The organism is Manganibacter manganicus, assembly GCF_002075885.1.
GTDB lineage: Bacteria > Pseudomonadota > Alphaproteobacteria > Rhizobiales > Rhizobiaceae > Mesorhizobium > Mesorhizobium manganicum.
Window position 1 is genome coordinate 193,752 of sequence record NZ_MDET01000001.1, and the last position, 26,581, is coordinate 220,332.

Consider the following 26,581-nt stretch of genomic DNA (forward strand, 5'->3'; position numbering starts at 1 on the left):
ATGTGCTGCACTGCACAATAACATGACCGTTACCGTTTGACCGGTATTCGGCCGGGAAATGCATGGTGATGAGCGGGCCGCGCGGGTTTCCATCCGGCCATGAAATCGCTATGAAGCCGGGACAGAAAAGCCTTTGCGCCGATTCAGGCGTTGCCATCCTCTCTCACGGATCAATTCATGCGTTTGTCGCGCTATTTCCTGCCCATCCTCAAAGAAAATCCCCGCGAGGCCGAGATCGTCTCGCACCGCCTGATGCTGCGCGCCGGCATGATCCGCCAGCAGGCCGCCGGCAGCTTTTCCTGGCTGCCGCTGGGCAAGAAAGTGCTGGACAAGGTTTGTCGCATTGTGCGCGAGGAACAGAACCGCGCCGGCGCGCTGGAAATCCTGATGCCGACCATCCAGTCGGCCGACCTGTGGCGCGAGAGCGGACGCTACGACGATTACGGCAAGGAGATGCTGCGCATCAAGGACCGGCACGAGCGCGACATGCTCTTTGGCCCGACCAATGAGGAGATGGTCACGGAAATCTTCCGTTCCTATGTGCGTTCCTACAAGGACCTGCCGCTCAACCTCTACCACATCCAGTGGAAGTTCCGCGACGAGGTGCGCCCGCGTTTCGGCGTCATGCGCTCGCGCGAATTCCTGATGAAGGATGCCTATTCCTTCGACCTCGACTTCGAGGGCGCGAAGGCGGCGTATAACCGCATGTTCGTCGCTTATCTGCGCACCTTCACGCGCATGGGCCTGCAGGCCATTCCGATGCGCGCCGATACCGGCCCGATCGGCGGCGACCTTTCGCACGAATTCATCATCCTGGCCGATACCGGCGAAAGCCAGGTGTTCTGCCATCGTGATTATCTTTCGCTGCTGGTTCCGGGCGCCGATACCGACTTCACCGACGATGCGGAGATCTCAAGCATCGTCAAGGAATGGACGACGCCCTACGCCGCCACCGACGAGATGCATGACGAGAAAACCTGGAACGCGGTTGCCGATAAAGACAAGGTTTCGGCGCGCGGCATCGAGGTGGGCCACATCTTCCATTTCGGCGAAAAATATTCCAAGCCGATGGGCGCCAAGGTGACCGGGCCGGACGGCAAGGACCATTTCGTTTCGATGGGCTCCTACGGCATCGGCCCGAGCCGCCTGATCGCGGCGATCATCGAGGCCAGCCATGACGAGAACGGCATCATCTGGCCGCAAGCCGTCGCGCCGTTCGATGTCGCGCTCATCAACATGAAGCCGGGCGATGCCGGTTGCGACGCGCTCTGCGAGAAGCTCTACGCCGCCTATGAGAAAGCCGGGCGCGAGGTGCTCTATGACGACACCGACCAGCGCCCAGGCGCGAAATTCGCCACCGCCGACCTCATCGGCCTGCCATGGCAGGTGATCGTCGGGCCGCGCGGCGTTGGCGATGGCACCGTCGAGGTGAAGTCGCGCGCGACCGGCGAGCGCGACGTCCGAAAGGTCGAGGATCTACTGGCTTCGCTGGAGAATGCCGCGTGAGCAGCACCGCCGCAACCGCCGCGCCGACGAAGCAGGGCAAGGCCGCCGGCGCCGGGCCGTTTTCCGGCTTCGAGCGCATGGTGGCCTGGCGCTACCTGCGCTCGCGCCGCAAGGAGACGGTGATCTCCGTCATCGCCTCGATCTCCTTCCTCGGCATCATGCTGGGCGTGGCCACGCTCATCGTCGTGATGGCGGTGATGAACGGATTTCGGGCCGAGCTCCTGACCCGCATTCTCGGCGTCAATGGCCATGTCGTCATCACCGCGGTCGATCTGCCGCTTGAGGACTATGCGGCCGTGGCCGGGCGCATCAACGACGTGCCCGGCGTCAAATACGCCATTCCGCTGATCGACGGACAGGTGCTTGCCCAGGGCAATGTCGGTTCCGGAACCGGCGCGCTGGTGCGCGGCATTCGCGGCGAGGATCTGGCCAAGGTGTCGATCGTCTCCAGGAACATCAAGCAGGGGTCGCTTGCCGATTTCGATAAAAGCGACGGCGTCGCCATCGGCAGCCGGATGGCGGAGAATCTCGGCCTCGGCATCGGCGATTCGATCACGCTGATCTCGCCCGACGGCGACGTCACGCCGTTTGGCACGACTCCGCGCGTCAAGGCATACCCGATTGTCGCCATCTTCGAGGTGGGCATGTCGGAATATGACAGTTCCATCATCTATATGCCGTTTTCGGAAGCCCAGCTCTATTTCAACATGGCAGGCAAGGCACAGGCCATCGAGGTCTATGTCGACAACCCCGATAATGTCGACGTGCTGAAACCGAAGATCGAAGCGGCGGCGCAACGCCAGATCTACATGACCGACTGGCGCCAGCGAAACCACACCTTCTTTTCCGCGCTCGAGGTCGAGCGCAACGTCATGTTCATGATCCTGACGCTGATCGTGCTGGTGGCGGCACTCAACATCATTTCGGGCCTTGTCATGCTGGTGAAGGACAAGGGCCACGACATCGCCATCCTGCGCACCATGGGCGCGACACGGGGGGCGATCTTGCGCATCTTTCTGATGACGGGCGCGGCGATCGGCGTGGTGGGCACGATTGCCGGTGTGGCGCTCGGCGTCGTTATCTGCATGAATATCGAGCGCATCAGGGAGTTCTTCTCCTGGATTCTCGGGACGGTGCTGTTCAATCCGGAGCTTTATTTCCTCAGTCAGCTGCCGGCGAAGATGGATGCCGGCGAGACGATCTCGGTGGTGGCGATGGCGCTGGTGCTTTCCTTTCTGGCCACTCTTTTCCCGGCATGGCGGGCCGCGCGGCTCGATCCGGTCGAAGCTCTAAGGTATGAATGATGGCCGCTTCGGATGCCGTGATCGAGTTGAAGGGTGTCGAGCGGCATTATGTGCAGGGCTCGGACAAACTCACCATCCTGAGCGGCGTCGATTTTTCGCTGAGACGCGGTGAGATCGTCGCCCTGGTGGCGCCGTCGGGCACGGGGAAATCCACCTTGCTGCACACGGCCGGGCTGCTGGAACGGCCCGACGCCGGCGACGTGATCCTGGCGGGGCGCGCCTGCGGCCGCCTGTCGGACGACCAGCGCACCTCGATCCGCCGCAACGATGTCGGTTTCGTCTACCAGTTCCACCATCTGCTGCCGGAATTCTCGGCGCTTGAAAACCTCATGATGCCGCAACTCATCAGGGGCCTGCCGCGCGAGGAGGCGGCAAAGCGGGCGGCGCAACTGCTCGACTATATGCAGATCGGCAAGCGCGGGCATCACCGGCCGGCCGAGCTTTCCGGCGGCGAACAGCAGCGCGTGGCGATTGCCCGCGCGGTAGCCAATGCGCCGCTGGTCCTGCTGGCCGACGAGCCGACCGGCAATCTCGACCCCGTCACGGCGTCCTATGTCTTCGAGGCGCTGGAGGCGCTGGTCCGGCAATCCGGCCTCGCGGCGCTGATCGCGACCCACAATCACGAGCTTGCCGCGCGCATGGACCGGCGCGTCACCCTGGCCGACGGCAAGGTCGTTCCGCTTTAAGCGCGCCTTATGCGCCTGCCGCCGGACTTTCCCATAGTCGCAGCCGTTTGACGCGGCTCTCTCTGCTCGTCTCCATAACTGATTCTTAACCGTGCCGGCGCGTTACGCCGGCGTGGCGTTTCCTGCCGTTGACATTTGAACAAAAATAGAACAAATTACGAACATACTAAAAACAGGAGAGAGTTATGGCCGATTTCGTTCAGGACGTTGTCTCGCTGGTCTGCATGAGCACCTTCCTCGTTTCCATGGCGATCTGGATCGGCGCGATGTGATTCAGCCGGCTTTCTGAAGCGTCGTGGAGGCTATGGCGGAGGCCGGACCGAACACCTCTTCGAAGGCCGCTTTCAATGCCGCATCGAGATCCGCCATGGTTACGGGCAGGCCGAGATCGACGAGGCTGGTAACGCCATGGTCCTGTACGCCGCAGGGCACGATGCCGCCGAAATGGCCGAGCTCCGGCTCGACATTGATGGCAATGCCGTGGAAGCTGACCCATTTGCGCAGCCTGATGCCGATGGCGGCGATCTTGTCTTCTGCAGGCGTGCCGTCGGACATCTGGGGCCGGTCGGGCCGCACCACCCACACGCCGACACGGTCCTCGCGCCGTTCGCCACGTACATTGAAGGCGGCGAGCGTTTCGATGATCCATTGCTCCAGGGCGGCGACGAAGGCCCGCACGTCCTCGCGCCTTCGTTTCAGGTCGAGCATGACATAGGCGACCCGCTGGCCGGGACCATGATAGGTGTATTCGCCGCCGCGCCCGGCGGCGAAGACCGGAAAGCGATCCGGCTCGATGAGGTCTTCCGTGCGGGCGCTGGTGCCGGCGGTGTAGAGCGGCGGGTGTTCCACCAGCCAGATGAGTTCGCCTTGCGTGCCGGTGCGGATGGCTTCGACACGCGCTTCCATGAAGGCCAGCGCGTCAGGGTAGGCGGTGAGCCCCGGCTCGATTCGCCATTCGACTGCGGTTGAGCCGGGCGCTGGAAGGAACGACGTGGCGATCTGGCTGCGGTCGGGCATGGGAGACTCCGGATATCTTCCCCATATGGCGGCAATGCGCTGAAACGTCCAGTTCAGGCTTAAAGGCGGCGCCATATTGGAGCCGGCGGGGAAGCGTTCCTGAAACCGCGGCAAATGCATATTCGGCTGCGAATATTGCGCGCGGCACCCTTGTTTCGTGGAGAGCGATTTGCTACACGCCGCGAGCCGGATGCTTCCGGCTTCTACCGCGTGCGGTCGTGGCGGAATTGGTAGACGCGCAGCGTTGAGGTCGCTGTGGGGCAACCCGTGGAAGTTCGAGTCTTCTCGACCGCACCAAAGACTTTCCAGCGATTTATCCTGTATCCGTGCGAGCTATGACAGGCTTGGCGGCGGCCGTGGATAATCGGCGCAGACAGGGCAGACTGCCCGCCCTGTCTGGCCCATGCCCTTATTTGCTCGGCATATGGTGCTTCGGGCCATGCCAGCCGTGCTTGCCATGGTGCTTTCCATGCCAGCCATGCTTGCCGTGATGCGCGGCCCGCAGTTCCTTGCGGTCGATCTTGCCGTCATCATTGCGGTCCAGAGCAGCGAATTCCTTCGCCTTCTGCTTCTGGATTTCATCCAGCGTCACCTTGCCGTCACTGTTTACATCGAGCCGGTGTTCCAGGCGGTCGGCCCGGCGCTGGACAATCTGCTTCAACACATGCGCCTCGATCTCCTCGCGGGACAGCGTACCGTCACCATCGGTGTCGGCGCCTTTCAGTGCGTCCATGCGCGAGAATTTCTCCAGGTCGATCGGGCCGTGCTTGAAGTTCTTGCCGTCTTTGGGCGTATCAACCGAAACCTGGTTGGTCTCGGCCTGATTATTATCCTGAGCGAAGGCATATCCGACCGTCGCCATCGAGGCCATAAAAATAACGGAAGCAGCGATACGTTTCATTACTTAAACTCCATTTCGTTGTTTCAGGCACGCCTTGGGAGAACGCACGGGAAATATCGAGTTTGGGGCATGAATACCGGATGAATGCGGGGATTAAACATTCGTAATGTTCAGGAGGACCTCGGGTGACTTCCGCCTGGGAGGCTGCAAGGGGGCCTTTTGTCGAGGACGTCGACGGGATAGCATCTAGGCGGCACAGGTGGCAGGGACGTGACCGACAGACTTTTTCCCAAAGCGAGGTTGGATTCTTTCGTGGATGGTGTCTTCGCGTTCGCGATGACTTTGCTCGTGGTGAATGTCGAACTTCCCGACGATTTCAAACCTCGCAACGCCGCTGAACTTGCTCAAGGGCTCTTCGACCTCAGCGATACCTTTCTCGCCTATGTCATAACGTTCGTGGTGCTCGCGGGCTTCTGGATATGGCGCGTCAAGGGAGACGACCTTCCGGCGGCCAGCCGCCCATTTGTGTGGATGGTGCTGGCTCACCTGTTCTTTGTAACACTTATGCCGTTTTCAATGCTCGTCATTGGACGATACGACTTCGCGCCGGCGATCTGGACGTATAGCGGCAACATGATCTTCCTGGCGTTGACGGCTATAGGCACCGGGCTGGTATCGGCGCGTGATGCAGGCCGCCGATTCTCGTTAAGCGATGTTTCCGGCTATCTGGTACTGATCGCGTCAGCCATTCTTTCGATCATGATCGCGCAGATCAATGTCGACTATGCGATGCTCGCCTATCTCGTCAATCTTGCGTCGCCGGTTCTGGCAAGACGTCGCGTGACAGATAAAGCACCGCCCGCCTAAAACCGAAAACCCCGCCGAAGCGACGTCTTACTTGTTTCCAGTCTCGCCAAAGTTGCCTGCTTTGCCGTGGCCTTCGGCGCGCCGGTCGCGGACGTATGACTAGTGCCAATCGTCCATGGTTCGCCGCCTGTAGCCGGATCGGGATTGGCGGTCACTTCGTACCTTCACGGCGACCGATAGCGGCCCGCCCTACTGGGCTGGTTCTCATGTCGTTTCCTTTTATTCAGCCGGCGCGGCTATGCTTGCCTTGGCCGGCGTTGCCTTCTAGGCTTCGCTCTGCTGTTAAGGACTCTCATATGCGCCCTCTTCTTGTTGCATCTATATTTCTGGCCGCATGTTCTGCCGCTTATTCAGCCGAGTTATCCGACGCTGCACGGCAGTCCATCGCCAAGGAAATTAAGATCTACGAAGATAGCAAGATGGTAGCCGGATCGTTCGACTATTCGAGCGTCGGGCCATATCTCAGTTATGCCAAAAAATCATTCAGGACAGCAGGGAGGATCAAGCTCGATGCCGATGGTCTTCCCATGGTCCGATATGGAGAAGAATTTCAATACAATCCAGTCACAATCGCGCAGTTCGGCCTCGCAAAGGACGCGCAAGGCGACATCTCCGGTCTCAAGAAGGCGGCAGACAAATTGATTGATCTGCAGCGGAGTGACGGGGCTTTCCCCTACTATTTCCAATTCAGGCCATATATGATGACCGCCAACTATGCACCCGGATGGGTTTCAGGAATGGCGCAAGGACAGGCGTTGAGTGTACTTTCCAGGGGATGGAAGAAAACAGGCGACAATAGATACCTTAAGGCCGGGAACGCTGCCCTTTCGTTCCTTCAGGTAAAGCATCCAGATGGTCCAATGACGACTCTTGCGGATCTCGACCCGGCATTATCCAATTACATATTTTTTGAAGAATATATAACAGATCCTCATACATACACTCTAAATGGATATATGTTTACCCTTATTGGATTATACGACTGGTCTACAATTACAGGATCAAAAACCGCCAATAGATTGTTCAAAGATGGAATAAAGACCCTCGAGAAAATTTTACCCCTGTATGACCTCGGTAATTTCTCGTCTTACGATCTATATTATATAACACAGCCAAAATATCTGGTCCAAGTCCCGCCGCACGTTGCGGCGCGATATCACAAAGTCCACTTGGAACTACTGAGCGCGCTGTATAGCGTAACCCACGTCCAATTATTTCATGAAGTAGATAGCCGCTGGCGGAAATACGTTAATCAAGCGCCTTAGTGTCCGTTCCAAAAAGGGTTGAGTGATTTCAGTAGGTTGTGATTCCGTCGGATTGCTGAGATTCGATGGAGATCACGATGCCTTAAACCGAAACCACTCGGCCGCACTATGAGCGGCGTTGCCGTCGCTATGCAAGCGCCCTGACCGATGAAGAATGGGCGCAGATCGAGCCGCTGATATCGTCACCGAACCGCATTGGGTGTCCGCGCAAGACGAACCTGCGCAAAGTGGTGAACGCGCTTTTGTACATGGCGTCCTCGGGCGGCGCGTGGCGGCTTTTGCCTAAGGGCTTTCCGCCGTCCTCGACCGTGCAGAAATACTTCTATCGTTGGCGTGACAAGGACCTGGCGCACACGATCAACAACGAACTGGCGGTGGCCGCGCGGGAAAGGGAAGGCCCAGAGGTCAGTTCCACCGCCGGCGTCATCGACAGCCAGTCAGTCAAGACCACCGAAAGCGGTGGAATTCGTGGGTTTGATACCGGCAAGAAGGTTCTGGGCCGCAAGCGCCATATCATCACCGATACCCTCGGCCTGCTGGTGGGGCTGGTCGTCCATTCCGCCGATATTCAAGATCGGGACGGCGCACTGGCTGTCCTGAAATCGATCCTTGAACGTTGGCCGTGGCTGCGTCATGTCTTCGCCGATGGCGGCTATGCCGAGCCGAAGTTGAGGGAGCGGCGCAACAGGTCGGGACCTTGACGCTGGAAATCATCAAGCGCTCGGACAGTGCAAAAGGCGTCGAGGTGCTGCCGCGACGGTGGGTCGTTGAGCGCAAATTCGCGTCGCTTGGCCGCTGCCGAAGGCTGGCTAAGGACTTTGAATGAACCATCGCGTCCGCCGAGGCATGGGTCTTCATCGCAAATATCCGCCTGCTCACCCGCAGGCTTGTAAGGCCTTGAAAACACCGCGCTCATTTTGATTCAGACACTTAGATATACATAATCCAAATATCATTTTGTACGCTCGTCCCCGCATTGGTGTTGCCGGCAAGCAGGATGATTTTCCCGCTGTGGGAAAATACGGTTGGTGCATGTCGGGCCGGCGGGCGGTGTTTGGTCGGAACTCTTTCCCACATTCCGCCATCTTTGGAGCGCCAGATATTTCCCACGTTCTCGCCAATCTGATTGACGTAGCCACCGATGATGTAAAGCCACCCTTCATGGCTAACAAAACCAGGCCACATGCGGTCACGCCATTCCGCATTGGCGGCCAATCTCTCCCATGATTTAGGGTTCTCGGGATCATCCGAGGCCCACACCTCGTTGAGCGAGGTCATCTTATCGTATCCGCGTTCTGGCACCTTGTTTGGAATCTTCAAGGCGCCGCCAACAACGATGATTCGGCCACCATGCACCACAGATCTGAACGCAAGCCGGTTTTCAAATGGGCTTGAGACGCGTTTCCATGTGTTTCCGGCCAGAATGAAGTTTCCCTTGTCGGTCAGCAATACAAGCTTGCCGTTGAACGAGAGGATCGGCTTTTCCGAGCCGAGCGGCGGCAGATCGCCGGTGCACTCATGCTCTTGCCACATTACCCCGTCAACCGAGGTCATCACGGTCGGGTAGGTCGCGACCATCTTTCCTTCGTGAGCCGTGATGGGCGAATAGGCCGCGAAGGGCGTCGATGGATTTACCATTGTCCAGTTGATGCCGTCGTCGGACGAAAGCAGATCGCGGCGCGGAACATTCCCAACCATGTAGCCGCCGCATAGCCACAGCTTGTCTTGGTAGATGAAGCCCCGCGCCGAATCCCTTATCTCGAACTGATCTTCGTCAGGCGTCACTTCGATCCAATCCGGATCGTGTATGAATTCCGCCCCAACCCCGCCGATGATCGCCGTGGTTCCCGCGCCTGCCAAAAATGTGAGAACGTCCCGCCTATTCACGGGAAGCTTCATACCGTTCAGATACTGAAATTGCCAGCACGGATTACGACGGTTCCTAACGGACACGAGCCTTTTCTTTTCCCTGCGTCGGGGGCGACTGTCGTCGGGCCTTGGCTTTCACTAAGGCTGTTGTACGAGCCACTTCACCCGCCGCCCATCCGAACAGCTTCGGGTCTCGCTGTTGCAAAACGGCCTCTGCGTGACACCTGCGGCTCGCGGTTTCCTGCGGCTGTAAGAAGAAACCCCGGCTTGGTTCGGCCGGGGTTTCGGAGTTGGTCATCCGTAGCGCCAGACCCATACGCGTTCGCGGCGGCAGCGCCGGTGCCAACGGCCATGGTGCCAGTAGCGACGGCAGACGCGCCGCCATACACGCCGCCGGTGCCGCCGGCGATGATGATGACGATGCCTGCGGTCACGCCAGTGGCCCCAACGATGGTCGACCAGTTCGACCGTTGCTTCCTCGCCATTGTCGGCGGCGTTGGCCGGTAACGCTTCCAGTTCATCGAGAATACCGCGCGTGTTCGGCACACCGGCAAGGGCATCCGCAGGTCCTGCAATCGTCGCGACTGCCGCGGCTCCCGTCAGGCCGAGAATTCCGGTGAGGAATGTTCTCCGATCCATTGTAGACTCCTGTCCTTTCGTCCCGCCAATGACAGTCAACGAAACAGCGGCTGAACGGTTGCTGAACAGCTCTGTTCGAAATGCGGGACGCTGTTCCTTTTTCCTCTCTTGCGTTGGGGCGCAAACGGTGGCGGCGTCTGCCGTCTGTCACATGGCTGGAAAAAGAGCCGGCCAGAATGAACGTGAATTGGCGACACGCGTGTATTTCGTTTGAAATGCCCGCGACTTACGGGCTAATTCCTGCTTTGTTTATGAACTCCGGCAGCTTGCATCATGATGGACGGCCAGGAAGCGCAAAATCCCGCTCCATATGTCTCAGAGCGTGGCGAAGCCGAAATCTATGATGAGGACGGCGTCGTCCTTGCGCCTTTTCTCGCCCATATCGGGGCGGCCATCGCCGACAGGGACACGTTGACCCTCAAGCATGAGGTCGGCGACCTGCACCAGTCGGAACTGGGCGACGTTCTGGAGGCGCTGCAGCCCGAGCAGCGGCAGGCGCTGGTCGAACTGCTCGGCGCGGATTTCGACTTCTCGGCGCTGACCGAGGTCGATGACACGATTCGCCAGGATATCGTCGACAGGTTGCCCAATGCGCAGATCGCGCAGGCGATGCAGGCGCTCGATTCCGACGACGCCGTCTATATTCTGGAAGACCTCGACCAGCAGGACCAGGACGAGATCCTGGCGCAACTGCCGTTCACCGAACGCATCAGGCTGCGGCGCTCGCTCGATTACCCGGAAGAAACCGCCGGGCGGCGCATGCAGACCGAGTTCGTTGCCGTGCCGCCATTCTGGACCGTCGGCCAGACCATCGACTATATGCGCGAAGACAACAATCTTCCCGACCGTTTCACCCAGATCTTCGTCATCGACCCCGGCTTCAAACTGCTGGGCGCGATCGATCTCGACCAGATATTGCGCACCAAGCGGGCGGTGAAGGTCGAGGAAGTCATGCACGAAACCCGCCATGCCATCCCGGCCACGATGGACCAGGAGGAGGCGGCGCGCGAGTTCGAGCAATATGATCTCTTGTCCGCCGCCGTGGTGGATGAAAACGAGCGGCTGGTCGGCATTCTCACCATCGACGACGTTGTCGATGTCATCCAGCAGGAGGCGGAAGAAGACCTGTTGCGCATGGGCGGCGTCGGCGATGAGGAACTGTCCGATTCGGTTTTCTCGACCTCGCGCTCGCGCGTGCCGTGGCTTCTGGTCAACCTGTTCACCGCTTTTCTGGCGGCGTCGGTGATCGGCCTGTTCGACCGCACCATCGAGCATATCGTGGCGCTCGCCGTGCTGATGCCGATCGTGGCCGGCATGGGCGGCAATGCCGGTTCGCAGACCATGACCGTCACCGTGCGGGCATTGGCGACGCGCGATCTCGACATCTACAATGCCTGGCGCATCATCCGCCGCGAGATGGGGGTCGGCTTCATCAACGGCGTGATCTTCGCCGTGCTGATCGGCATCGTCGCGGCGACATGGTTCCAGGACCCCAACCTTGGCGGCATCATCGCAGCCGCCATGATCATCAACATGTTCGTCGCCGCATTGGCCGGAATCCTGATTCCGCTTTTGCTCGACCGGTTGCATGTCGATCCGGCCGTGGCCTCGGCGGTCTTCGTCACGACCGTGACCGACGTGGTCGGCTTCTTCGCCTTTCTCGGTCTGGCGACCTGGTGGTTCGGGCCGGTCTGAACCACGCCTTGCTGTTTGACTTTTACGTAAAGTGCGTGCGAAGTGGCGTCCATTCGCCGGCAGAGGCTCGTCGATGTCCGGCCCGCTCCGGGCGAGACGGGAACGGAGGCGCTGGCGCCTGGAGAACCATGCGGGAATATTATTCGATCACCGAACTCACGCGCGAGTTCGGTATTTCCACACGCACCCTGCGCTTTTATGAAGACGAGGGGCTGATCCATCCGGTGCGGCGAGGGCGCACAAGGCTGTTTCGGCCTTCCGACCGCCATCTCGTGCGCCAGATCCTGCGCGGCAAGCGGCTCGGCTTCTCGATCAGCGAGATTCGCGAGATTGTCCAGATGTACAAGGAGCCGCCGGGCGAGGTCGGCCAGCTCAAGCTGATGATCCGGCGCATCGAGGAAAAGCGGGAGGATCTGCGCCAGAAACGGCGCGACCTCGAGGAGACGCTGGCCGAACTCGACCACGCGGAAGAGGCTTGCGTCGAGCGGTTGGCGGAGCTTGGCGTCAACACCTGAGACGCAACAATGTCTGCAACAATGCCGGGACGTGGTTCGGCGTGCTTTTCGTCAGATCCAGCGGCGGACACGCCTGGAATAGTCGCGGTAACGCTTGCCGAATTTGGCGGCGAGTATGTGTTCCTCGCCGGCAATGGCCAGTTTGGCGGTCAAAAAGCCAACAATGAAAGCCAACAGTAAGAACCACGGATTTCCGGTCATCAGGCCGAGGCCGAGCAGCAGGACAACATTGCCGAGATAGATCGGGTTGCGGCTGACCGCGAACGGCCCATTGGTCAGGAAATGCTCGGGCGTTCCGGTCGGGTTGAGCGTCGTGCCGGCGCGGATCATCAGGCGGATGGCGGTGAACCAGAGCGCGAGCGTGGCCAGTATCATAAGGCCGCCGATGGCAAAGAGCAGGTCGGCCAGCACGCCGCCAATCCACGGCAGCGGATAGAACAGGCCAAGGACGATGCTTATGACGACACCCGCGAGGGAAATCAGCGGCGGCCACGGAATATGAGCCGATTTTGCGCCTGTTTCCGTCATTTGGACTTCCCTCCGATGTCTACACCCATTTCGGCGCTGTCCGTCTTCAACGTGCATACGCTGGCCATTTCGCCGATATGCGTCTTGAATTGCGCACTTGGCTCTCCGCCATAAAGCTTGTCGAGGCTTCCTTCGCTTTGCAGCGTCTCCAGCATGCAGCCGCAATAGCGGTTGCAGAACGCGCTGTCGCGTTTCTGCTCGCACGAAGCCTGGCACGAACTGAGGAAGTTTACCTGCCGGTTTTCGGCCGGGGCCGGCACCATCTGGGAAAACAGCCAGACGCAGCCGATCAGCACCGGCTGGTGGATAAGGTAGAAGGCGAGGCTGTGTTTTCCGATGAATGTGAGCGGTTTTGCCGCGCGCGGCGCCGGCACCTTGGCCAACCGATCGAGAATGCCGGCGGCATCGGCCAGCCTGGTGATGCCCAGCCCGGCCAGAACGGCGCCGAACCAAGGAAGAACCGGCACAAAATCGTTTGAGCGCGGCGGAATTGTCGAAAGGCCGATCCACCATAGCGCGGGATGATCGAAGGCGGTCGAGCGCAGATAATGGGGCGCGGCAATCACCAGGGCCGCGATGATCAGCGTCAGCAATGCCGGAAGCCGCAGGAAGGCCAGCCCAAGCAGGCTGGCCAGCGCGATCTCGTGCAGGATGCCGAAGAAGATGAAGCCGTCGGGCACCGCGATGCGGGTAACGATAGTGATTGCCAGCGCGGCGGCAACCACCATGGCAAGCCGCTTCCAGAAGCCGTTCCAGCGGATGCCTCTGGCATGCGCCAGATAAAGACTGACTCCGACAAGGATCAGGAAACTCGAGGCAATGCCGCGCGCATAGAGCTTCCAACCGCCGAATTCGGTAAGTCCGGCAGGGGCATAGCCGAAAAATTCAAGGTCCCAGGTGAAGTGATAGCTGGCCATCGCCAACAGAGCGAGGCCGCGCGCGATGTCGATGACGGCGATCCGGCCGCGCGACCGCCGGGAAGTTTCGACCTGATCGGAAGCCATGCCTGTCCTGAATCGCTGCGATGATGCTGTGCCTATCGTCTAGCACGGCCTTTGGCGGGAATACAGAAAGGGAAAGCCGGGCATGGTTGTGTCATTGCCTTGGGCCACAGCCTGGAAGTCTTTGTCCAACTTCGCTTTTTGGGCGTGGCGCGTCGGTTTCCCGCTACCGGACGCATGGCTGCAAAGGGCACTATCGCCCGGAAAATTCAGTCCGCGAATCGGCCTCGGAGGGCCAATGGCCACTCACGTTCGCCACCCGATCTGGCTGCCGGCGGTCAAGCCGGCGGGCGCGCGCACCTTCGCTTCGCTCTATGCGACCGAATCGTTCGCGCGGGCCACCGTCACCAGCGTCATTCCGATCCAGGCTTACGAGATCCTGCACAATGAGCAGGAGGTCTCGGTTCTCTATACCGTCGTTTCGCTGCTCGGCCTGTCGGTGACGTTGTTCATGCCGATGCTGATCAAGCATTTCGCCCGGCGCTGGGTCTATTCGGCCGGCGCGGTCCTGCTTGCCGTCGGCTCGCTGTTCTTCGTCACGCATTCGCTGGCGGGGCAGTTTCTCGGCATGTTGTGCCGCGTCATGGGGGCGAGCGCGCTGTCGATCACGCTCAATCTCTATATCATGGACCATATCCGCAAGACCGATCTGATCCAGGCGGAGTCGCTGCGCATGGCGTGGTCGATGATCGCCTGGACCACCGGGCCGACGCTTGGCATCTTTCTTTACAGCCGTTTCGGCATCTACGCCGCGCATGGCGCCGTCGCAATCTTTGCGCTCGCTTTGCTGATGCTGTTCTGGTTCTACCGGCTGAGCGATAACCGGATGATAGCCGCCGGCAAGACGCGGGCGGTGAACCCTTTCGCCAATATCGGCCGCTTTATCGCCCAGCCGCGCTTGCGGCTGGCCTGGCTGATTGCCTTCGGGCGTTCCTGCTACTGGACGACCTTCTTCGTCTACGGGCCACTGTTCATGGTCATTACCGGACAGGGCGAGCTTGCCAGCGGCTTGCTGGTCTCGGCCGGCAATGCGCTGCTGTTCGTGGCGATCTACTGGGGCAGGGCCGGCAAGAAATTCGGAGCGCGCCGCGTCATCACGCTGGCGTTCGCCGGCATGTCGGTGATGTTGTTCATCGCCGGCGCGATCGGCACGGCGGCACCGCTGGTGACGGCAGGCTTCCTGCTTGCCGGCGCCTTCTTCACCATTGGCGTCGATGCCGTGGGTTCGACCACATTCATGCGGGCGGTGCGCACCTATGAGCGGCCGCAGATGGCGGCGGTCTATCGCACCTATCTCGATTTTTCGGAACTGACGCCGCCGTTGGTCTATTCGGTCGTGCTGTCGTTTTTCGGGCTTGGGTCGGTCTTTGCCACGCTCGGCATATTGACGGCGGTCTGCGGCGTAGTCACTTGGCTCTATCTGCCGAAACGCCTATAGCCGGCCCGAACGAGCCAGGACTGGAGAGACGGATCTTGTCCGACGAAAAAGCACTCACTCTGCTGATTGGCGGCGCGCGGTCGGGAAAGAGCGCATATGCGGAACAACTCGTCACGGATTATGCCGCTCCCTGGACCTATATCGCCACGGCACAGGCCTATGATGAAGAGATGGGGGAGCGTATCGCCCATCATCGCGCCCGGCGCGGCCAGGGCTGGTCGACGCTCGATGCGCCGCTCGATCTTGCCGGGGCGCTCGACGCCGTGCCGGCGGGCAGGCCGCTAATGATCGACTGCCTGACTCTGTGGTTGACCAACCATATGCTTGCCGGCCACGATGTCGATGCCGAATCCGCGCGGCTTGCAGACGTGCTGCGGCACCCGCGTGGGCCATGGTTCGTGGTTTCCAACGAAGTGGGGCAGGGGATCGTGCCCGAAAATGAACTCGCACGCCGTTTCCGTGACACCGCCGGCCGGCTGAACCAGCAGGTCGCTTCGGTTGCCGATACGGTGCTCATGATGGTGGCGGGGCTGCCGCTCAGGGTAAAATGATGACGGATACGGATATTGCCACGGAGGAACGACACCGCGCCAAGATGGCCAAGCGCAAGGCTGTCCAGGATGCCGAAGTGGCGAAAAAGACCATCGAGAAGGGCTTGCTCATCGTCAATACTGGGCCGGGCAAGGGCAAATCCACCGCCGCCTTTGGGCTGGCGCTGCGTATGCTGGGCTATGGCAGACGAGTCGGCGTCGTGCAGTTCATCAAGGGTGCATGGCACACCGGGGAGAAGGACGCATTCGCCGCCTTCGGCGATCAGGTCGCCTGGCACACGATGGGCGAGGGTTTTACCTGGGAAACGCAGGATCTGAAGCGCGATGTGGCGGCGGCTCAAGCCGCCTGGGCAAAGGTGCTCGAGCTGATGGCCGACCCGACGATCAGCCTTCTGGTGCTCGACGAATTGAACATCGCATTGCGTTACGACTATCTCGACCTGGACAGCGTCGTTGCCGATTTGAACGGCCGGCGCAGCGAGCTTCATGTCGTCGTCACCGGGCGCAACGCCAAGCCGGCGCTTGTGGAAGCCGCCGACCTGGTGACGGAAATGGGCTCGGTGAAACATCATTTTGCGGCCGGCGTGAAGGCGCAGCGGGGCATCGAGTTCTAATCACGCCAGAAGCAGGATCACCGAAAGCAGGCCGAACAGCGCAATGAGCAGCGCATCGGCCACCCGGCAGAGCCTCAGCGCACGGCGGATATCGCCGGCATTGGCATCGCGCCTGCCGTCGCCCATCGTATGATCCGGCACCAGAACGCCGCCATAGACACGCGGCCCGGCCAGCGCCAGGCCCAGCGCGCCGGCCATTGCCGCTTCCGGCCAGCCGGCATTGGGCGAACGGTGCTTGCCGGCATCGCGCCGGATCGCGCGCCATGCGCCGGCGGGGTCGGCGCCGTCGACGACAAAGCTTGCAAGCACCAGCAGCAGCACGGACAAGCGCGAGGCGGGCAGGTTGATGAGGTCGTCGAAACGTGCCGCCGCCCAGCCAAAGGCCTCGTGGCGCTGTGTGCGGTGGCCGATCATGGAATCGGCGGTATTGACCGCCTTGTAGGCAACGCCGCCGGGAAGGCCGCCGACACCCAACCAGACGGCGGGTGCCACGATGCCGTCGGAGAAATTCTCGGCAAGGCTTTCTATCGCCGCGCGGCACACGCCCGCTTCGTCCAGCGTTTCGGGGTCGCGGCCGACGATCATCGAGACGGCACAGCGGCCTTCCTCAAGCCCGCCGCTGTCCAGCGCGTCGGCAACCGCCTCGACATGAAGGTCGAGGCTGCGTTGCGCCAGAAGCGCGCTCGCCAGCACGGCCACGGGCACCACGCCGATGCCGAACGGCAGGGCAGTGAACAGGCTAGATATCCAGCCGGCGAGCAAAGCCGGGACCAGAACGATGGCCAATAGCGCGATGACGCCCGACATGCGACGCGCGGAGTCGGTATCGATGGAGCGATTGAGCCGGCGGTCGAAAAAAGATATCAGCGCGCCAAGCCACGTTACAGGATGGCCGATCATGCGGAAGATGCGGTCGGGATAGCCGAACCGGACTTCGACAAGCAGTGATAGAAAGGCGATCAGGACGGACATGAAGGCATTCGGCGAAACGGTGGCGGCGGTCGATCACGGTGGAAGCCTTGGCCGGGCCCGCGCGCTTTTTCCCCATGCGCCCGAGCCTTTCGTCGATCTTTCGACCGGGATCAATCCGCACTCCTATCCGCTTTTCGATCTGCCCACCAGCGCACTGGCGCGGTTGCCGGAAGCCGCACGCTTGCAAGACCTGAAGGCTGCGGCGGTGCTGGCCTATGGCGTACCCTCCGTCGATCATGTCATGGCGGCGCCAGGCACGCAGAGCCTTTTGCCGCAAATCGCCAGCTTGATGCCGCCGGGCAGGGCCATGGTGCTGGGGCCGACCTATGCCGAACACGCGCGCGCGGCCGCCCTTGCCGGCCATACCGTGACCGAAATTGGCGATTTCGAGGCGCTGGCTGAGGCCGATCTCGCCATCGTCGTCAACCCGAACAACCCGGACGGTCGGGTCGTCTCACGCGAACATCTGCTTGCGCTTGCCGGCCGGCTTGCCGCAAAAGGCGGCATTCTGGTGGTCGATGAAGCCTTCATGGACGTTGGCCCGCGCGCCGAGAGCCTTGCCGGGGCCGTCGGGCACGCCGGCCTCGTTGTTCTGCGCTCCTTCGGCAAGTTTTTCGGCCTCGCCGGACTGCGGCTTGGCTTTGCATTGGCGCCTGCCGCCATCACCGCGCGGCTGGAGGCCCTGTTCGGGCCGTGGGCGGTGGCCGGGCCGGCGCTCGAATATGGCGTTCGGGCGCTTGCCGATGTCGAGTGGCAGGCGCACATGCGCGCGACACTGGCGAGCGAAGCCGAGCGGCTGGATGCGCTTTTTTCCCGTTTCGGCATTGTTGTGGCTGGCGGTTGCCCACTGTTTCGTTATCTTGACCTGCCGAATGCGGGGGACCTGTTCCGCGCGCTCGGCGAGCGTGGCATCCTGCTTCGCCATTTCGCCGACAGGCCGCGCGCATTGCGTGCCGGATTGCCGGGCAGCGCGGTGGAGTGGCAGCGCCTCGAAACGGCGCTATCGGAGCGGGCAGCCGCGCTGCCGGCCAATGCGGAGGAGACCGTTCGTTGATGATCCATGTCTGCCCGCTGTCGAGGCTTGAGGAAACCGTGGCGCAATCGAAGGCCAACTGGCTGCTTTCGCTGCTGTCGGCAAACATGGACATGACACGGCCGGCGGCCATCCTGCCGGAACACCACCTGCATCTGGTGATGCACGACATCATCGAACCGCAGGGTGACATGACCATGCCGGGCGAGGTGCATGTGCGGCGGCTGATAGACTTCGCCCGCCGCTGGGATGGACGGCAGCCGATGGTCGCCCATTGCTATGCCGGCATCAGCCGCTCGACGGCGTCCGCCTATATCGCCGCTGCCGCGCTTGCCCCGCAACGCGACGAGGTTGAAATGGCGCGGACTCTGCGGGCACTCTCGCCTTCGGCGACGCCCAATCCGCGGCTGATCGCGGTGGCCGACATGCTGCTTGAGCGCAAGGGCCGCATGATCGAGGCGATCCGCGCCATCGGTCGAGGGGCTGATGCCTATGAGGGAACGCCTTTTGCGTTCCCTGTCGAGGTGTAACGCCAAAAGCGCTGACGTCTGCTCCATTGTCTCTACAGTGCGCCCTTCGAGGCTCGCCCTGTGGGCGAGCACCTCAGGATGAGGACCGTTGGCGCAACCCCCTCATCCTGAGGTGCCCGCGACCCGTTCGCCGAAGCCCGCAGGGCGAAGGCGGAAGCGGGCCTCGAAGGACGCACCCAAACGCAAGGGTCGAATATGGAAACCGCCGGTATAAGCCGCGTCACGCAAGCCAGTCGGCCAGCCGCGCGTCGCGGATATCCTTCAATAGCGTGATGAAGCCGTCCGCCTGCATCTCGGCGGTCAGTTTGCCCTTTTCCGCCGTTGCAATCGCCGCTTCGCCGACCACGCCGTTGGGGTTGAGGTCCGAGGCGATCCAGGCGAAGGCATGCGTGCCGGTGTGGCGCAGCAGCGAAAAACGCTGTTCGGCGCGCGTGACGTTCGACGCAAAATTCTCGGTCTTGCCCATATCGACGAGTTCGGGGCGGAAATGCAGCATCAGCGAGGTTTCGACGTCGCCGCCATGGATGCCGTAGCGGTCTTCCTGCTCGCTATACATGCCGGCCGGGCGGCCGAAGCGCTGCCAGCTCGTCTTTACCGCAAGCATGTTCTGCCGCACGCGCAATTCGCGCGTGACGATGCCCATGATCTCCTCATTGCCGCCATGCGAGTTGACGACGACGATCTTCTTCACGCCGGCCCGCGCCACCGAAAGCCCGAGTTCGGTCCATGCTTCGATCAGCGTGGTGGCAGGCAGAGTCAGCGTGCCCGGCGCATGAAGATGCTCGTTCGACTTGCCGATCGACTGCACCGGCAGGATGCGAATGTCGAGATCGTCCGGCAGGCGTTCGATCACCGTCTCCAGCATGCCGTTCATGATTGCACTGTCGGTCGAAACCGGCAGATGCGGACCATGCTGCTCGATTGCCGCGACCGGCAGGACGGCAATCGTCGCTTCCGGGTCGATCCTGTTGTATTCGGTCGTGCGATAATCGCCCCACCAGACGCGTCTTTTCTGTCCGTTCATTCCTGTGGCCTTTCGATTGGGGCTATTGGCGCAAGCGGCATCAGCCTGCCGCGATGACTTCGATCTCGACCTTGAATTCCGGGCGCGAGAAGCCCGACACGATCATCAGCGTCGAAGCAGGAGCCGGATCGCCGAACAGGCGATCACGGACGTCCATGTAGGGCCGCATGAAAGCGCGGTCGGTGACATAGGCATTGATGCGCACGATGTCGGCGAGGCGCAGGCCGGCATCGTTCAGGATCGCGGCGATATTGGCGAAGCACAATTCGGCCTGCGCGCCGGGCTCTTCCGGCACCTCGTCGTCGGGGGCGATGCCGAGTTGGCCGGAACAGAATATCAGCCTTTGCCCTGCCGGCACCTCGATGCCGTGGCTGTAGCGGGCGAAGGGCGGCTTGATCGTCTTTGGCGTCAGAGATTTGAACACAGCGGTTCTCCTTTGGGCGCGGCAGCGTCGCGTGCATGTCTCTACGCCGGGAATGGATCGGGCTTCAAGTTCCGGCATTCATGACTGCGGCATATTGTGGACAGGCCAAAAAAAAGTTGGCACGGTGCGCCCGCAGCATGTTTTACCGCACAGTACTGCTGGGCCGATAGCGTGGCACCACGTGGTGGCGGCTAGAAATCGTGCATTTTCGGTTGAGTTCTGGCGCGCGGCGCAGATCGAGGGGATTATCGATGAACGGGAAGATGAAGATCGCGCTGGGCACCGTTGCGGTTCTGGCCGCAAGCGCATTTGGCGCCTCGGCAAACGAGAAGGTCACTTTCGGCACCAACTGGCTCGCCCAGGCCGAGCACGGCGGCTATTATCAGGCGATGCTGGATGGCACCTACGCGGCCTGCGGGCTCGACGTCACCATCATGCAGGGCGGCCCGCAAGTGAGCGGCCGGCCGTTGCTGCTCGCCGGCAAGATCGATTTCTACATGGGCGGCAACATGTTGCAGGCGTTCGATGCCGTGCGGCAGGACATTCCGCTGCGTGTCGTCGCCGCCAGCTACCAGAAAGACCCGCAGGTGATCATGTCGCATCCGGGGCAGGGGCTGGACAAATGGGCGGACCTGCCCAAGGCCGAGCAATACATCATCGGCGACGAGGGCATGCAGAGCTTCTTTTTATGGATGGAATCCGAATACGGCTTCGATCCGGAAAAACGCGCACCCTACACGTTCAATGCCGCGCCGTTCATCGCCAATCCGAAGTCCATCATGCAGGGCTACGCGACGTCGGAACCCTATGCGGTGAAGAAGGCGGGTGGTTTCGAGCCCAACGTCTTCCTGCTTGCCGACAACGGTTTCAATGCCTATGCCTCGACCATCGAGACCATGCAGGAAACGATCGACAAGCGCCCTGAGGTCGTGCAGTGCTTCGTCGATGGCTCCGCCAAGGGCTGGTACAATTACCTCTATGGCGACAATTCGGCCGCGAATGCCGCCATCAAGAAGGACAACCCCGACATCACCGACGAGCAGATCGCCTTCTCCATCGCGCAGATGAAGAAATACGGCATTGTCGATTCAGGCGATTCCGAAAAACTCGGCATCGGCGCCATGAGCGACGAACGCATCCAGAGCTTCTACGACAAGATGGTCAAGGCCAAGGCGATCCCCGCCGGCATCGACGTCAAGAAGGCCTACACGCTGATCTTCGTCAACAAGGGCGTCGGCCTCGACCTGAAGAAATAGGACCCGTGCCGGCGATCATGTTGCAAAAGGATGTCATGACCACGCCGCAAGGCGCTTCGGGCGTCGAGCCTGCCTTGCTGACGCTGCGTGGCGTCGGCAAGGCGTTTTCGAACGGCGTGACGGCGCTGAACGGCGTCGACATGACGCTGGCGGAAGGCGATTTCCTCAGCCTGCTCGGTCCGTCGGGCTGCGGCAAGTCAACGGCGCTCAGGTTGATCGCCGGACTTTCCAGCCCGACCTCCGGCCTGCTCGACTGGCGCGGCGGCGGGCTGGACCGCTCACAGGTCGGCTTCGTGTTCCAGGAACCGACGCTGCTGCCCTGGGCCAACGTCTTCGACAATGTCTGGCTGCCGCTGCGCCTCAAGGGCGTGTCTCGGGCCAAGGCGGCGCCCGCGATCATGGAACTGCTGGAGCGCGTGCATCTGGCCGGCTTCGCCACCGCCGTTCCACGCGAGCTTTCCGGCGGCATGAAGATGCGCGTTTCCATCGCCCGCGCGCTGGTGACAAAGCCGCGCGTACTTTTGATGGACGAACCGTTCGCGGCGCTGGACGAGATCACCCGTTTCAAGCTCAACAACGACCTGCTGGAACTGTGGCAGGATCAGCGGTTCACTGTGGTTTTCGTCACGCACAGCGTTTTCGAAAGCGTGTTCCTGTCGAGCCGGATCGTCGTCATGGCGGCACGGCCGGGGCGGGTCTTCGAGGAAATGACCGTCGATGCGCCTTACCCGCGCGACGAGGAATTCCGTACGTCCGCGAGCTATGCCTCTCTGTGCCGCAAGGCGTCCGACGTGCTGGTCGCCGCGATCAATGCCAAAGCGGGTGACGCCAAGGAGGCCGGGATATGACGGCGATCGACAGCCCGGCCCCGTTGGTCGATGCCGAGGAGGTGCGACGTCTGCGCCAGGAAAAGCTGGAGAGCATCGGCCGCTGGGTGCTGCCGCTCGCCATCATGGTGCTGGCGGTCTTTCTGTGGGATCGCATCTGCGTGTGGAACGAGATTCCGAAATACATCCTGCCGCGCCCCGGCGTCGTCATGCAGACCATGTATAGCGATGCCGGCCTGTTGTTTTCCTCGCTGCTGGTGACGCTCAAGATCACATTTCTGAGCCTGCTTCTGGCGGTGATCGGCGGTGTCGGGCTTTCGGTGCTGTTCACCCAGTCGAAATGGGTGGAAATGTCGTTCTTCCCCTTCGCCATCGTGCTGCAGGTGACGCCGATCGTCGCGATCTTCCCGCTGATCAACATTTACGTCGCCAACCAGACGGTGAAGCTGCTTTTGTGCGCCTGGATCGTCGCTTTCTTCCCGATCCTGTCCAACACCACGCTCGGGCTGAATTCGGTGGACCGCAATCTGCGCGACATGTTCCGGCTGAACGGCGCGACCCGCTGGCAGCAATTGCGCTATCTGCGGCTGCCGGCGGCGATGCCTTATTTCCTCGGCGGCTTGAAGATCGCCGGTGGCCTGTCGCTGATCGGCGCGGTGGTGGCCGAATTCGTCGCCGGCGCGTCCGGCCAGTCGTCCGGCCTTGCCTCGCGCATCATCGAGGCGGGCTATCGGCTCAATGCGCCGCGCCTGTTCGCTGCGCTGATCCTGATTTCGCTGGCCGGCATCGTCATCTTCCTCGTGCTGTCGCTGATTTCGCACCTCATCCTGCGGCGCTGGCATGAAAGCGCGATCAAGCAGGAGAGGTGAGGGCGTGCCGCCGATCCCGCAAAGCGGCGATTACCGCCTGACCGATGCGCGCCTGCATTCATCCCTCACACCGGGATTTGAGGTTGCGTTCGACGGCGACGGCTTCGCGCTGGCGGACATCGAAGTCGTCGATGGCAGGATCGCGAGCATTTCCAACCGCCAATCCCACCCGCAGGTAAACGCCATCGACCTGAAAGGCCGTATCGTTCTGCCCTGCTTCGTCGATTGCCACACTCATATCGACAAGGGTCATATCTGGCCGCGCTCGCCCAATCCGGACGGGTCTTTTATCGGCGCGCTTGCCGCCAATGAAACCGACCGGTGCGACCGCTGGAACGCCGAGGATGTGGCGCGGCGCATGGATTTTTCCCTGCGCTCAGCCTACGCGCACGGCACCAGGGCGCTGCGCACGCATCTCGATTCCGCCGCGCCGCAGGACGAAATCTCGTGGCCGGTTTTCGAGGCGATGCGGGATAAATGGCGCGGGCGCATCGAATTGCAGGCGGCGAGCCTGATCGGCATCGAGGACGTGCGGGAAACGGCCTGGTTCGACGGGCTTGCGCGGCGCGTCGCAAAGGCCGGCGGCATTCTTGGCGCCGTCACCTATATGGTGCCGGACCTCGATGCGCTGCTCGACCATATGTTTTCGCTGGCGATCAAGCATGGACTCGACCTCGATTTCCATGCCGACGAGACGGACAGGGTCGAGGCCGCCTCCCTGCGCAAAATCGCAGAGGCGGCATTGCGGCATCGCTTCGAGGGCAGGATGCTGGTCGGCCATTGCTGTTCGTTGGCGCGCCAGCCAGATGCCGAGGTTCTCGCCGCGCTCGATATAGTCGCGAAAGCCGGCCTGGCCGTCGTGTCCCTTCCGATGTGCAATCTTTATTTGCAGGATCGCCGCACTGAGGCCACCACGCCGCGCTGGCGTGGTGTCACTCTGTTGCACGAAATGAAGGCGAGGGGCATTCCAGTGGCGGTGGCCTCCGACAACACGCGCGATCCGTTCTATGCCTATGGCGACCTCGACATGCTGGAGGTCTATCGCGAGGCGACCCGCATCCTGCATCTCGACCACCCGGTCGGCGATTGGCCGAAGGCGGTTGCGGAAACGCCTGCCGACGCGATGGGGCTGGATGGCGCGGGGGTGTTGCGCGCCGGAGGCCCGGCCGATTTCATTGTCTTCAAGGGCCGAAGCTGGACGGAGCTTTTGTCGCGGCCGGAAGCGGATCGCGTCGTGGTGCGCGACGGGCGCGCCATCGATGCCGCGCTGCCGGATTATGCCGAACTCGATGACATGATGGTGTGAGAATGGATATTGCCGCGCTGAAACGCGACCTCGACGGGCTGAAGATCGAAGACAACGAAAAGCTCGTACAGCAAAAAAGCCGTGATTTCTACTGGTACAGCCCCGTTCTTAAACGGCAACTTGAGGAGGTCACGGCCGATCTGGTTGTTTCGCCGAAAACGGAAGCCGAGGTCGTGCGCGTCCTTTCGGCCTGCCACAAGCATGGCGTGCCGGTTACGCCGCGCGGCAGCGGCACCGGCAATTACGGGCAGGCCATGCCGCTTTCACGCGGCGTCGTACTCAATCTTGCCGAAATGAGCGCGGTGAAGGAAATTTCGTCGGGCCGGGTCGCGTGCGAACCGGGCGCGATCCTCGCCGATATCGACAGGGCGACGCGCGCACATTCCGGGCAGGAACTGCGCCTGCATCCTTCCACCTACAACACGGCTTCCATCGGCGGCTTCATCGCCGGCGGTTCGGGGGGCGTCGGTTCGATCAATTTCGGCGGCCTGCGCGATTTCGGCAATATCATCCGGCTGCGCGTCGTCACCATGGAAGCCGAACCGCGTGTGCTGGAATTGACCGGCGAGGATCTGCACAAGGTCACCCACGCCTACGGCACCAACGGCATCATCACCGAAGTCGAGATGCCGCTGACGGCGGGCTATGACTGGGTGGACGTGATCGTCGGCTTCGACACATTCATGGACGCCGCGCGTTACGGTAATGCGCTCGGTTGCCAGGACGGCATCCTCACCAAGCTGATCACGCCAATCGCGGCGCCCGTACCGTGGCTCTATTTCAAGCGCCACCAGAAGTTTCTGGCTGAGGAGCAAAGCGTGTGTCTCGTCATGGTGGCGCCGCATGCGCTCGACGCCTTCCTCGCTTTCACGCGCAAGCAAGGCGGAACGATCGCCTATAACGCCGCCGACCATGCGCCGGAGGAGAAGAAAGGCCTGCCGCCGACCTATGAGTTGGCGTGGAACCACACCACGCTGAGAGCGCTGCGCGTCGATCCGTCGATCACCTATCTGCAATCTCTCTATCCGTTCCCCAACCAGTTGGCGCTGGTGGAGAAGATGGACGGGATGTTTCCCGACGAGGTGTTCTCGCATCTGGAATTCGTGCGCTTCGATGGCAATGTCACCTGTTTCGGCCTCAATCTGGTGAAGTTCACCACCGAGGAACGGCTGGACGAGATCATTCGCATTTTCGAGGAGAATGGCTGCCCGATCTTCAATCCGCACCGCTACACTCTGGAGGAAGGCGGCATGAAGCAGACGGACAAGGTGCAGCTTGCCTTCAAGCGCGAGGCCGATCCGCAGGGGCTGCTTAATCCCGGCAAGATGATCGCCTGGGAAAACCCGGACTACGATTATCACAGCGGCCGCACCTTCCTGTTCAAGGGGCTGGAAAGGGCGGGATGAGGTAGGGTCGTCGATGAAAGTCCTCGTCGTCTATTGTCATCCGGTGCCGGAAAGTTTTTGTGCGGCGGTGCGTGACACGGCGCTTGAGGCGCTTGCCGCGAAGGGCTGGGAGGCGCGCGTCGTCGACCTTTATGGCGAGAATTTCGACCCGGTGATGCGGGATCAGGAGCGGCGTATCTACAATCAGCACGCGCCGGACGATCCTGCGCTACAGGCTCATATCGATCATCTGAAATGGGCCGAGGCCATCGTTTTTATCTATCCGACATGGTGGTACGGCCTGCCGGCCATGCTCAAGGGCTGGCTTGACCGGGTCTGGGCGAACGATGTGGTATTCGCACTTGCACCGCAAGGCGGGATCGTGCCGCTGATGGGGCATATCCGCAAGATCGCGGTGTTGACCACATGCGGCGCGCCGCTGTGGTGGTCCTATGTTATGGGGCATCCTGGCCGCAACACCATCCTGCGCGGCATCCGCGCCCTGTGCGGCTGGCGCTGCCGCACATTGTTCCTGGCCCATTATCGCATGGATACTTCAACGCCCGAAAGCCGCCGCCGGTTTCTCGCCAAGGTCAGGCGGCGGCTTGAGGCATTCTGA

27 protein-coding genes, 1 tRNA gene and 1 pseudogene are annotated in these 26,581 nt (G+C 61.4%); 20 read left to right on the forward strand and 9 right to left on the reverse strand.

Features of this window, described 5'->3' with window-relative positions:
* Positions 1 to 177 precede the first annotated feature (177 nt).
* From proS to BFN67_RS00920, 3 genes are all read left to right on the forward strand, one after another.
* Positions 178 to 1,506: a proline--tRNA ligase gene (gene proS / locus BFN67_RS00910; protein WP_080917701.1), complete on the forward strand. Its 1,329-nt coding sequence runs from the start codon at positions 178 to 180 to the stop codon at positions 1,504 to 1,506.
* 77 nt (positions 1,507 to 1,583) lie between these two features.
* Complete coding sequence (locus BFN67_RS00915; protein WP_080917922.1) at positions 1,584 to 2,810, forward strand: lipoprotein-releasing ABC transporter permease subunit; 1,227 nt, start codon at positions 1,584 to 1,586, stop codon at positions 2,808 to 2,810.
* On the forward strand, positions 2,807 to 3,496 hold the full coding sequence (locus tag BFN67_RS00920; protein ID WP_192856741.1) for an ABC transporter ATP-binding protein: 690 nt from the start codon (positions 2,807 to 2,809) through the stop codon (positions 3,494 to 3,496). Before BFN67_RS00915 ends, BFN67_RS00920 begins: the two co-directional genes overlap by 4 nt.
* A 273-nt stretch (positions 3,497 to 3,769) precedes the next feature.
* Here BFN67_RS00920 and lipB read toward each other — a convergent pair whose 3' ends face one another.
* Positions 3,770 to 4,513 carry a lipoyl(octanoyl) transferase LipB gene (gene lipB, locus BFN67_RS00925; RefSeq protein WP_080917924.1) on the reverse strand — a complete coding sequence of 248 codons (744 nt, stop codon included), beginning with the start codon at positions 4,511 to 4,513 and terminating at the stop codon, positions 3,770 to 3,772.
* 212 nt (positions 4,514 to 4,725) lie between these two features.
* On the opposite strand from lipB, the gene BFN67_RS00930 reads away from it, so the two are divergent.
* Positions 4,726 to 4,810 (forward strand) — tRNA-Leu (locus tag BFN67_RS00930).
* A 112-nt stretch (positions 4,811 to 4,922) separates the two neighbouring features.
* Here BFN67_RS00930 and BFN67_RS00935 read toward each other — a convergent pair.
* Positions 4,923 to 5,414 carry an EF-hand domain-containing protein gene (locus BFN67_RS00935; protein ID WP_080917702.1) on the reverse strand — a complete coding sequence of 164 codons (492 nt, stop codon included), beginning with the start codon at positions 5,412 to 5,414 and terminating at the stop codon, positions 4,923 to 4,925.
* A gap of 210 nt (positions 5,415 to 5,624) precedes the next feature.
* Between BFN67_RS00935 and BFN67_RS00940 the strand changes: the two genes are divergently transcribed.
* The 3 genes and pseudogenes from BFN67_RS00940 to BFN67_RS00950 all read left to right on the forward strand — a co-directional run bounded on the left by BFN67_RS00940 (position 5,625) and on the right by BFN67_RS00950 (position 8,387).
* Entirely contained in the window at positions 5,625 to 6,221 is a 597-nt protein-coding gene (locus tag BFN67_RS00940) for a TMEM175 family protein (RefSeq protein WP_280951301.1), read from the forward strand.
* 296 nt (positions 6,222 to 6,517) lie between these two features.
* Complete coding sequence (locus BFN67_RS00945) at positions 6,518 to 7,486, forward strand: D-glucuronyl C5-epimerase family protein (protein ID WP_158083452.1); 969 nt, start codon at positions 6,518 to 6,520, stop codon at positions 7,484 to 7,486.
* Between the two features lie 77 nt (positions 7,487 to 7,563).
* Positions 7,564 to 8,387: pseudogene (locus tag BFN67_RS00950) on the forward strand (IS5 family transposase).
* 29 nt (positions 8,388 to 8,416) lie between these two features.
* Here the strand turns inward: BFN67_RS00950 and BFN67_RS00955 are convergent.
* Together BFN67_RS00955 and BFN67_RS00960 are read right to left on the reverse strand one after the other, a co-directional pair.
* Entirely contained in the window at positions 8,417 to 9,385 is a 969-nt protein-coding gene (locus BFN67_RS00955) for a DUF6242 domain-containing protein (protein ID WP_080917705.1), read from the reverse strand.
* Positions 9,386 to 9,649: 264 nt separating this feature from the next.
* Positions 9,650 to 9,994 carry a hypothetical protein gene (locus tag BFN67_RS00960; protein WP_080917706.1) on the reverse strand — a complete coding sequence of 115 codons (345 nt, stop codon included), beginning with the start codon at positions 9,992 to 9,994 and terminating at the stop codon, positions 9,650 to 9,652.
* Between the two features lie 276 nt (positions 9,995 to 10,270).
* On the opposite strand from BFN67_RS00960, the gene mgtE reads away from it, so the two are divergent.
* Entirely contained in the window at positions 10,271 to 11,689 is a 1,419-nt protein-coding gene (gene mgtE, locus BFN67_RS00965; RefSeq protein ID WP_080917925.1) for a magnesium transporter, read from the forward strand.
* Between the two features lie 128 nt (positions 11,690 to 11,817).
* Positions 11,818 to 12,204: a MerR family transcriptional regulator gene (locus BFN67_RS00970; protein WP_080917707.1), complete on the forward strand. Its 387-nt coding sequence runs from the start codon at positions 11,818 to 11,820 to the stop codon at positions 12,202 to 12,204.
* 51 nt (positions 12,205 to 12,255) lie between these two features.
* Here BFN67_RS00970 and BFN67_RS00975 read toward each other — a convergent pair whose 3' ends face one another.
* Positions 12,256 to 12,732, reverse strand: coding sequence for a methyltransferase family protein (locus tag BFN67_RS00975; RefSeq protein ID WP_080917708.1), 477 nt, complete (start codon positions 12,730 to 12,732; stop codon positions 12,256 to 12,258).
* Complete coding sequence (locus BFN67_RS00980) at positions 12,729 to 13,736, reverse strand: heparan-alpha-glucosaminide N-acetyltransferase (protein ID WP_080917709.1); 1,008 nt, start codon at positions 13,734 to 13,736, stop codon at positions 12,729 to 12,731. Before BFN67_RS00980 ends, BFN67_RS00975 begins: the two co-directional genes overlap by 4 nt.
* A gap of 235 nt (positions 13,737 to 13,971) precedes the next feature.
* Between BFN67_RS00980 and BFN67_RS00985 the strand changes: the two genes are divergently transcribed.
* From BFN67_RS00985 to cobO, 3 genes are read left to right on the forward strand one after another with little or no spacing between them, the layout of a single operon-like run.
* On the forward strand, positions 13,972 to 15,171 hold the full coding sequence (locus BFN67_RS00985) for an MFS transporter (protein ID WP_080917710.1): 1,200 nt from the start codon (positions 13,972 to 13,974) through the stop codon (positions 15,169 to 15,171).
* Positions 15,172 to 15,206: 35 nt separating this feature from the next.
* On the forward strand, positions 15,207 to 15,722 hold the full coding sequence (gene cobU, locus BFN67_RS00990) for a bifunctional adenosylcobinamide kinase/adenosylcobinamide-phosphate guanylyltransferase (protein ID WP_080917711.1): 516 nt from the start codon (positions 15,207 to 15,209) through the stop codon (positions 15,720 to 15,722).
* Complete coding sequence (gene cobO, locus BFN67_RS00995) at positions 15,722 to 16,336, forward strand: cob(I)yrinic acid a,c-diamide adenosyltransferase (RefSeq protein WP_080917712.1); 615 nt, start codon at positions 15,722 to 15,724, stop codon at positions 16,334 to 16,336. The genes cobU and cobO overlap by 1 nt, the downstream gene beginning before the upstream one ends.
* Here the strand turns inward: cobO and cbiB are convergent, their stop codons facing one another.
* Positions 16,337 to 17,308, reverse strand: a complete 972-nt coding sequence (cbiB, locus tag BFN67_RS01000; RefSeq protein ID WP_080917713.1) for an adenosylcobinamide-phosphate synthase CbiB — start codon at positions 17,306 to 17,308, stop codon at positions 16,337 to 16,339.
* Here cbiB and cobD point away from each other — a divergent pair.
* Both cobD and BFN67_RS01010 read left to right on the forward strand, forming a co-directional pair.
* Positions 17,307 to 18,362, forward strand: a complete 1,056-nt coding sequence (gene cobD, locus BFN67_RS01005; RefSeq protein WP_080917714.1) for a threonine-phosphate decarboxylase CobD — start codon at positions 17,307 to 17,309, stop codon at positions 18,360 to 18,362. The two genes, cbiB and cobD, sit on opposite strands and share 2 nt — an antisense overlap.
* Complete coding sequence (locus tag BFN67_RS01010; RefSeq protein ID WP_080917715.1) at positions 18,362 to 18,871, forward strand: tyrosine phosphatase family protein; 510 nt, start codon at positions 18,362 to 18,364, stop codon at positions 18,869 to 18,871. Before cobD ends, BFN67_RS01010 begins: the two co-directional genes overlap by 1 nt.
* A 220-nt stretch (positions 18,872 to 19,091) precedes the next feature.
* Here the strand turns inward: BFN67_RS01010 and BFN67_RS01015 are convergent, their stop codons facing one another.
* Both BFN67_RS01015 and BFN67_RS01020 read right to left on the reverse strand, forming a co-directional pair.
* On the reverse strand, positions 19,092 to 19,895 hold the full coding sequence (locus tag BFN67_RS01015; RefSeq protein WP_080917716.1) for a creatininase family protein: 804 nt from the start codon (positions 19,893 to 19,895) through the stop codon (positions 19,092 to 19,094).
* A 40-nt stretch (positions 19,896 to 19,935) separates the two neighbouring features.
* Positions 19,936 to 20,319, reverse strand: coding sequence for a RidA family protein (locus BFN67_RS01020; protein ID WP_080917717.1), 384 nt, complete (start codon positions 20,317 to 20,319; stop codon positions 19,936 to 19,938).
* A 251-nt stretch (positions 20,320 to 20,570) separates the two neighbouring features.
* On the opposite strand from BFN67_RS01020, the gene BFN67_RS01025 reads away from it, so the two are divergent.
* Genes BFN67_RS01025 through BFN67_RS01050 form a run of 6 tightly spaced genes read left to right on the forward strand, consistent with a single transcriptional unit; the run spans position 20,571 to position 26,581 of the window.
* A complete protein-coding gene (locus BFN67_RS01025; RefSeq protein WP_080917718.1) occupies positions 20,571 to 21,575 on the forward strand; it encodes an ABC transporter substrate-binding protein in 1,005 nt (334 codons plus the stop codon).
* Positions 21,576 to 21,610: 35 nt separating this feature from the next.
* Positions 21,611 to 22,423 (forward strand): ABC transporter ATP-binding protein, encoded by an 813-nt coding sequence (locus BFN67_RS01030; protein ID WP_245295119.1) that lies wholly within the window; start codon positions 21,611 to 21,613, stop codon positions 22,421 to 22,423.
* Positions 22,420 to 23,271: an ABC transporter permease gene (locus BFN67_RS01035; RefSeq protein ID WP_080917720.1), complete on the forward strand. Its 852-nt coding sequence runs from the start codon at positions 22,420 to 22,422 to the stop codon at positions 23,269 to 23,271. Before BFN67_RS01030 ends, BFN67_RS01035 begins: the two co-directional genes overlap by 4 nt.
* Positions 23,243 to 24,577, forward strand: coding sequence for a cytosine deaminase (locus BFN67_RS01040; protein ID WP_080917721.1), 1,335 nt, complete (start codon positions 23,243 to 23,245; stop codon positions 24,575 to 24,577). The genes BFN67_RS01035 and BFN67_RS01040 overlap by 29 nt, the downstream gene beginning before the upstream one ends.
* 2 nt (positions 24,578 to 24,579) lie before the next feature.
* A complete protein-coding gene (locus BFN67_RS01045) occupies positions 24,580 to 25,983 on the forward strand; it encodes an FAD-binding oxidoreductase (protein ID WP_080917722.1) in 1,404 nt (467 codons plus the stop codon).
* A gap of 13 nt (positions 25,984 to 25,996) precedes the next feature.
* Complete coding sequence (locus BFN67_RS01050; RefSeq protein ID WP_080917723.1) at positions 25,997 to 26,581, forward strand: NAD(P)H-dependent oxidoreductase; 585 nt, start codon at positions 25,997 to 25,999, stop codon at positions 26,579 to 26,581.

What these genes read in the sequence shown, in the direction of transcription:
- proS (WP_080917701.1), top strand. Translation starts at nt 178, where the DNA reads ATGCGTTTGTCGCGCTATTTCCTGCCCATCCTCAAAGAAAATCCCCGC.
- BFN67_RS00915 (WP_080917922.1), top strand. Translation starts at nt 1,584, where the DNA reads ATGGTGGCCTGGCGCTACCTGCGCTCGCGCCGCAAGGAGACGGTGATC.
- BFN67_RS00920 (WP_192856741.1), top strand. Translation starts at nt 2,807, where the DNA reads ATGATGGCCGCTTCGGATGCCGTGATCGAGTTGAAGGGTGTCGAGCGG.
- lipB (WP_080917924.1), bottom strand. Translation starts at nt 4,513, where the DNA reads ATGCCCGACCGCAGCCAGATCGCCACGTCGTTCCTTCCAGCGCCCGGC.
- BFN67_RS00935 (WP_080917702.1), bottom strand. Translation starts at nt 5,414, where the DNA reads ATGAAACGTATCGCTGCTTCCGTTATTTTTATGGCCTCGATGGCGACG.
- BFN67_RS00945 (WP_158083452.1), top strand. Translation starts at nt 6,518, where the DNA reads ATGCGCCCTCTTCTTGTTGCATCTATATTTCTGGCCGCATGTTCTGCC.
- BFN67_RS00955 (WP_080917705.1), bottom strand. Translation starts at nt 9,385, where the DNA reads ATGAAGCTTCCCGTGAATAGGCGGGACGTTCTCACATTTTTGGCAGGC.
- BFN67_RS00960 (WP_080917706.1), bottom strand. Translation starts at nt 9,994, where the DNA reads ATGGATCGGAGAACATTCCTCACCGGAATTCTCGGCCTGACGGGAGCC.
- mgtE (WP_080917925.1), top strand. Translation starts at nt 10,271, where the DNA reads ATGGACGGCCAGGAAGCGCAAAATCCCGCTCCATATGTCTCAGAGCGT.
- BFN67_RS00970 (WP_080917707.1), top strand. Translation starts at nt 11,818, where the DNA reads ATGCGGGAATATTATTCGATCACCGAACTCACGCGCGAGTTCGGTATT.
- BFN67_RS00975 (WP_080917708.1), bottom strand. Translation starts at nt 12,732, where the DNA reads ATGACGGAAACAGGCGCAAAATCGGCTCATATTCCGTGGCCGCCGCTG.
- BFN67_RS00980 (WP_080917709.1), bottom strand. Translation starts at nt 13,736, where the DNA reads ATGGCTTCCGATCAGGTCGAAACTTCCCGGCGGTCGCGCGGCCGGATC.
- BFN67_RS00985 (WP_080917710.1), top strand. Translation starts at nt 13,972, where the DNA reads ATGGCCACTCACGTTCGCCACCCGATCTGGCTGCCGGCGGTCAAGCCG.
- cobO (WP_080917712.1), top strand. Translation starts at nt 15,722, where the DNA reads ATGACGGATACGGATATTGCCACGGAGGAACGACACCGCGCCAAGATG.
- cobD (WP_080917714.1), top strand. Translation starts at nt 17,307, where the DNA reads ATGAAGGCATTCGGCGAAACGGTGGCGGCGGTCGATCACGGTGGAAGC.
- cbiB (WP_080917713.1), bottom strand. Translation starts at nt 17,308, where the DNA reads ATGTCCGTCCTGATCGCCTTTCTATCACTGCTTGTCGAAGTCCGGTTC.
- BFN67_RS01010 (WP_080917715.1), top strand. Translation starts at nt 18,362, where the DNA reads ATGATCCATGTCTGCCCGCTGTCGAGGCTTGAGGAAACCGTGGCGCAA.
- BFN67_RS01015 (WP_080917716.1), bottom strand. Translation starts at nt 19,895, where the DNA reads ATGAACGGACAGAAAAGACGCGTCTGGTGGGGCGATTATCGCACGACC.
- BFN67_RS01025 (WP_080917718.1), top strand. Translation starts at nt 20,571, where the DNA reads ATGAACGGGAAGATGAAGATCGCGCTGGGCACCGTTGCGGTTCTGGCC.
- BFN67_RS01030 (WP_245295119.1), top strand. Translation starts at nt 21,611, where the DNA reads ATGACCACGCCGCAAGGCGCTTCGGGCGTCGAGCCTGCCTTGCTGACG.
- BFN67_RS01035 (WP_080917720.1), top strand. Translation starts at nt 22,420, where the DNA reads ATGACGGCGATCGACAGCCCGGCCCCGTTGGTCGATGCCGAGGAGGTG.
- BFN67_RS01040 (WP_080917721.1), top strand. Translation starts at nt 23,243, where the DNA reads ATGAAAGCGCGATCAAGCAGGAGAGGTGAGGGCGTGCCGCCGATCCCG.
- BFN67_RS01045 (WP_080917722.1), top strand. Translation starts at nt 24,580, where the DNA reads ATGGATATTGCCGCGCTGAAACGCGACCTCGACGGGCTGAAGATCGAA.
- BFN67_RS01050 (WP_080917723.1), top strand. Translation starts at nt 25,997, where the DNA reads ATGAAAGTCCTCGTCGTCTATTGTCATCCGGTGCCGGAAAGTTTTTGT.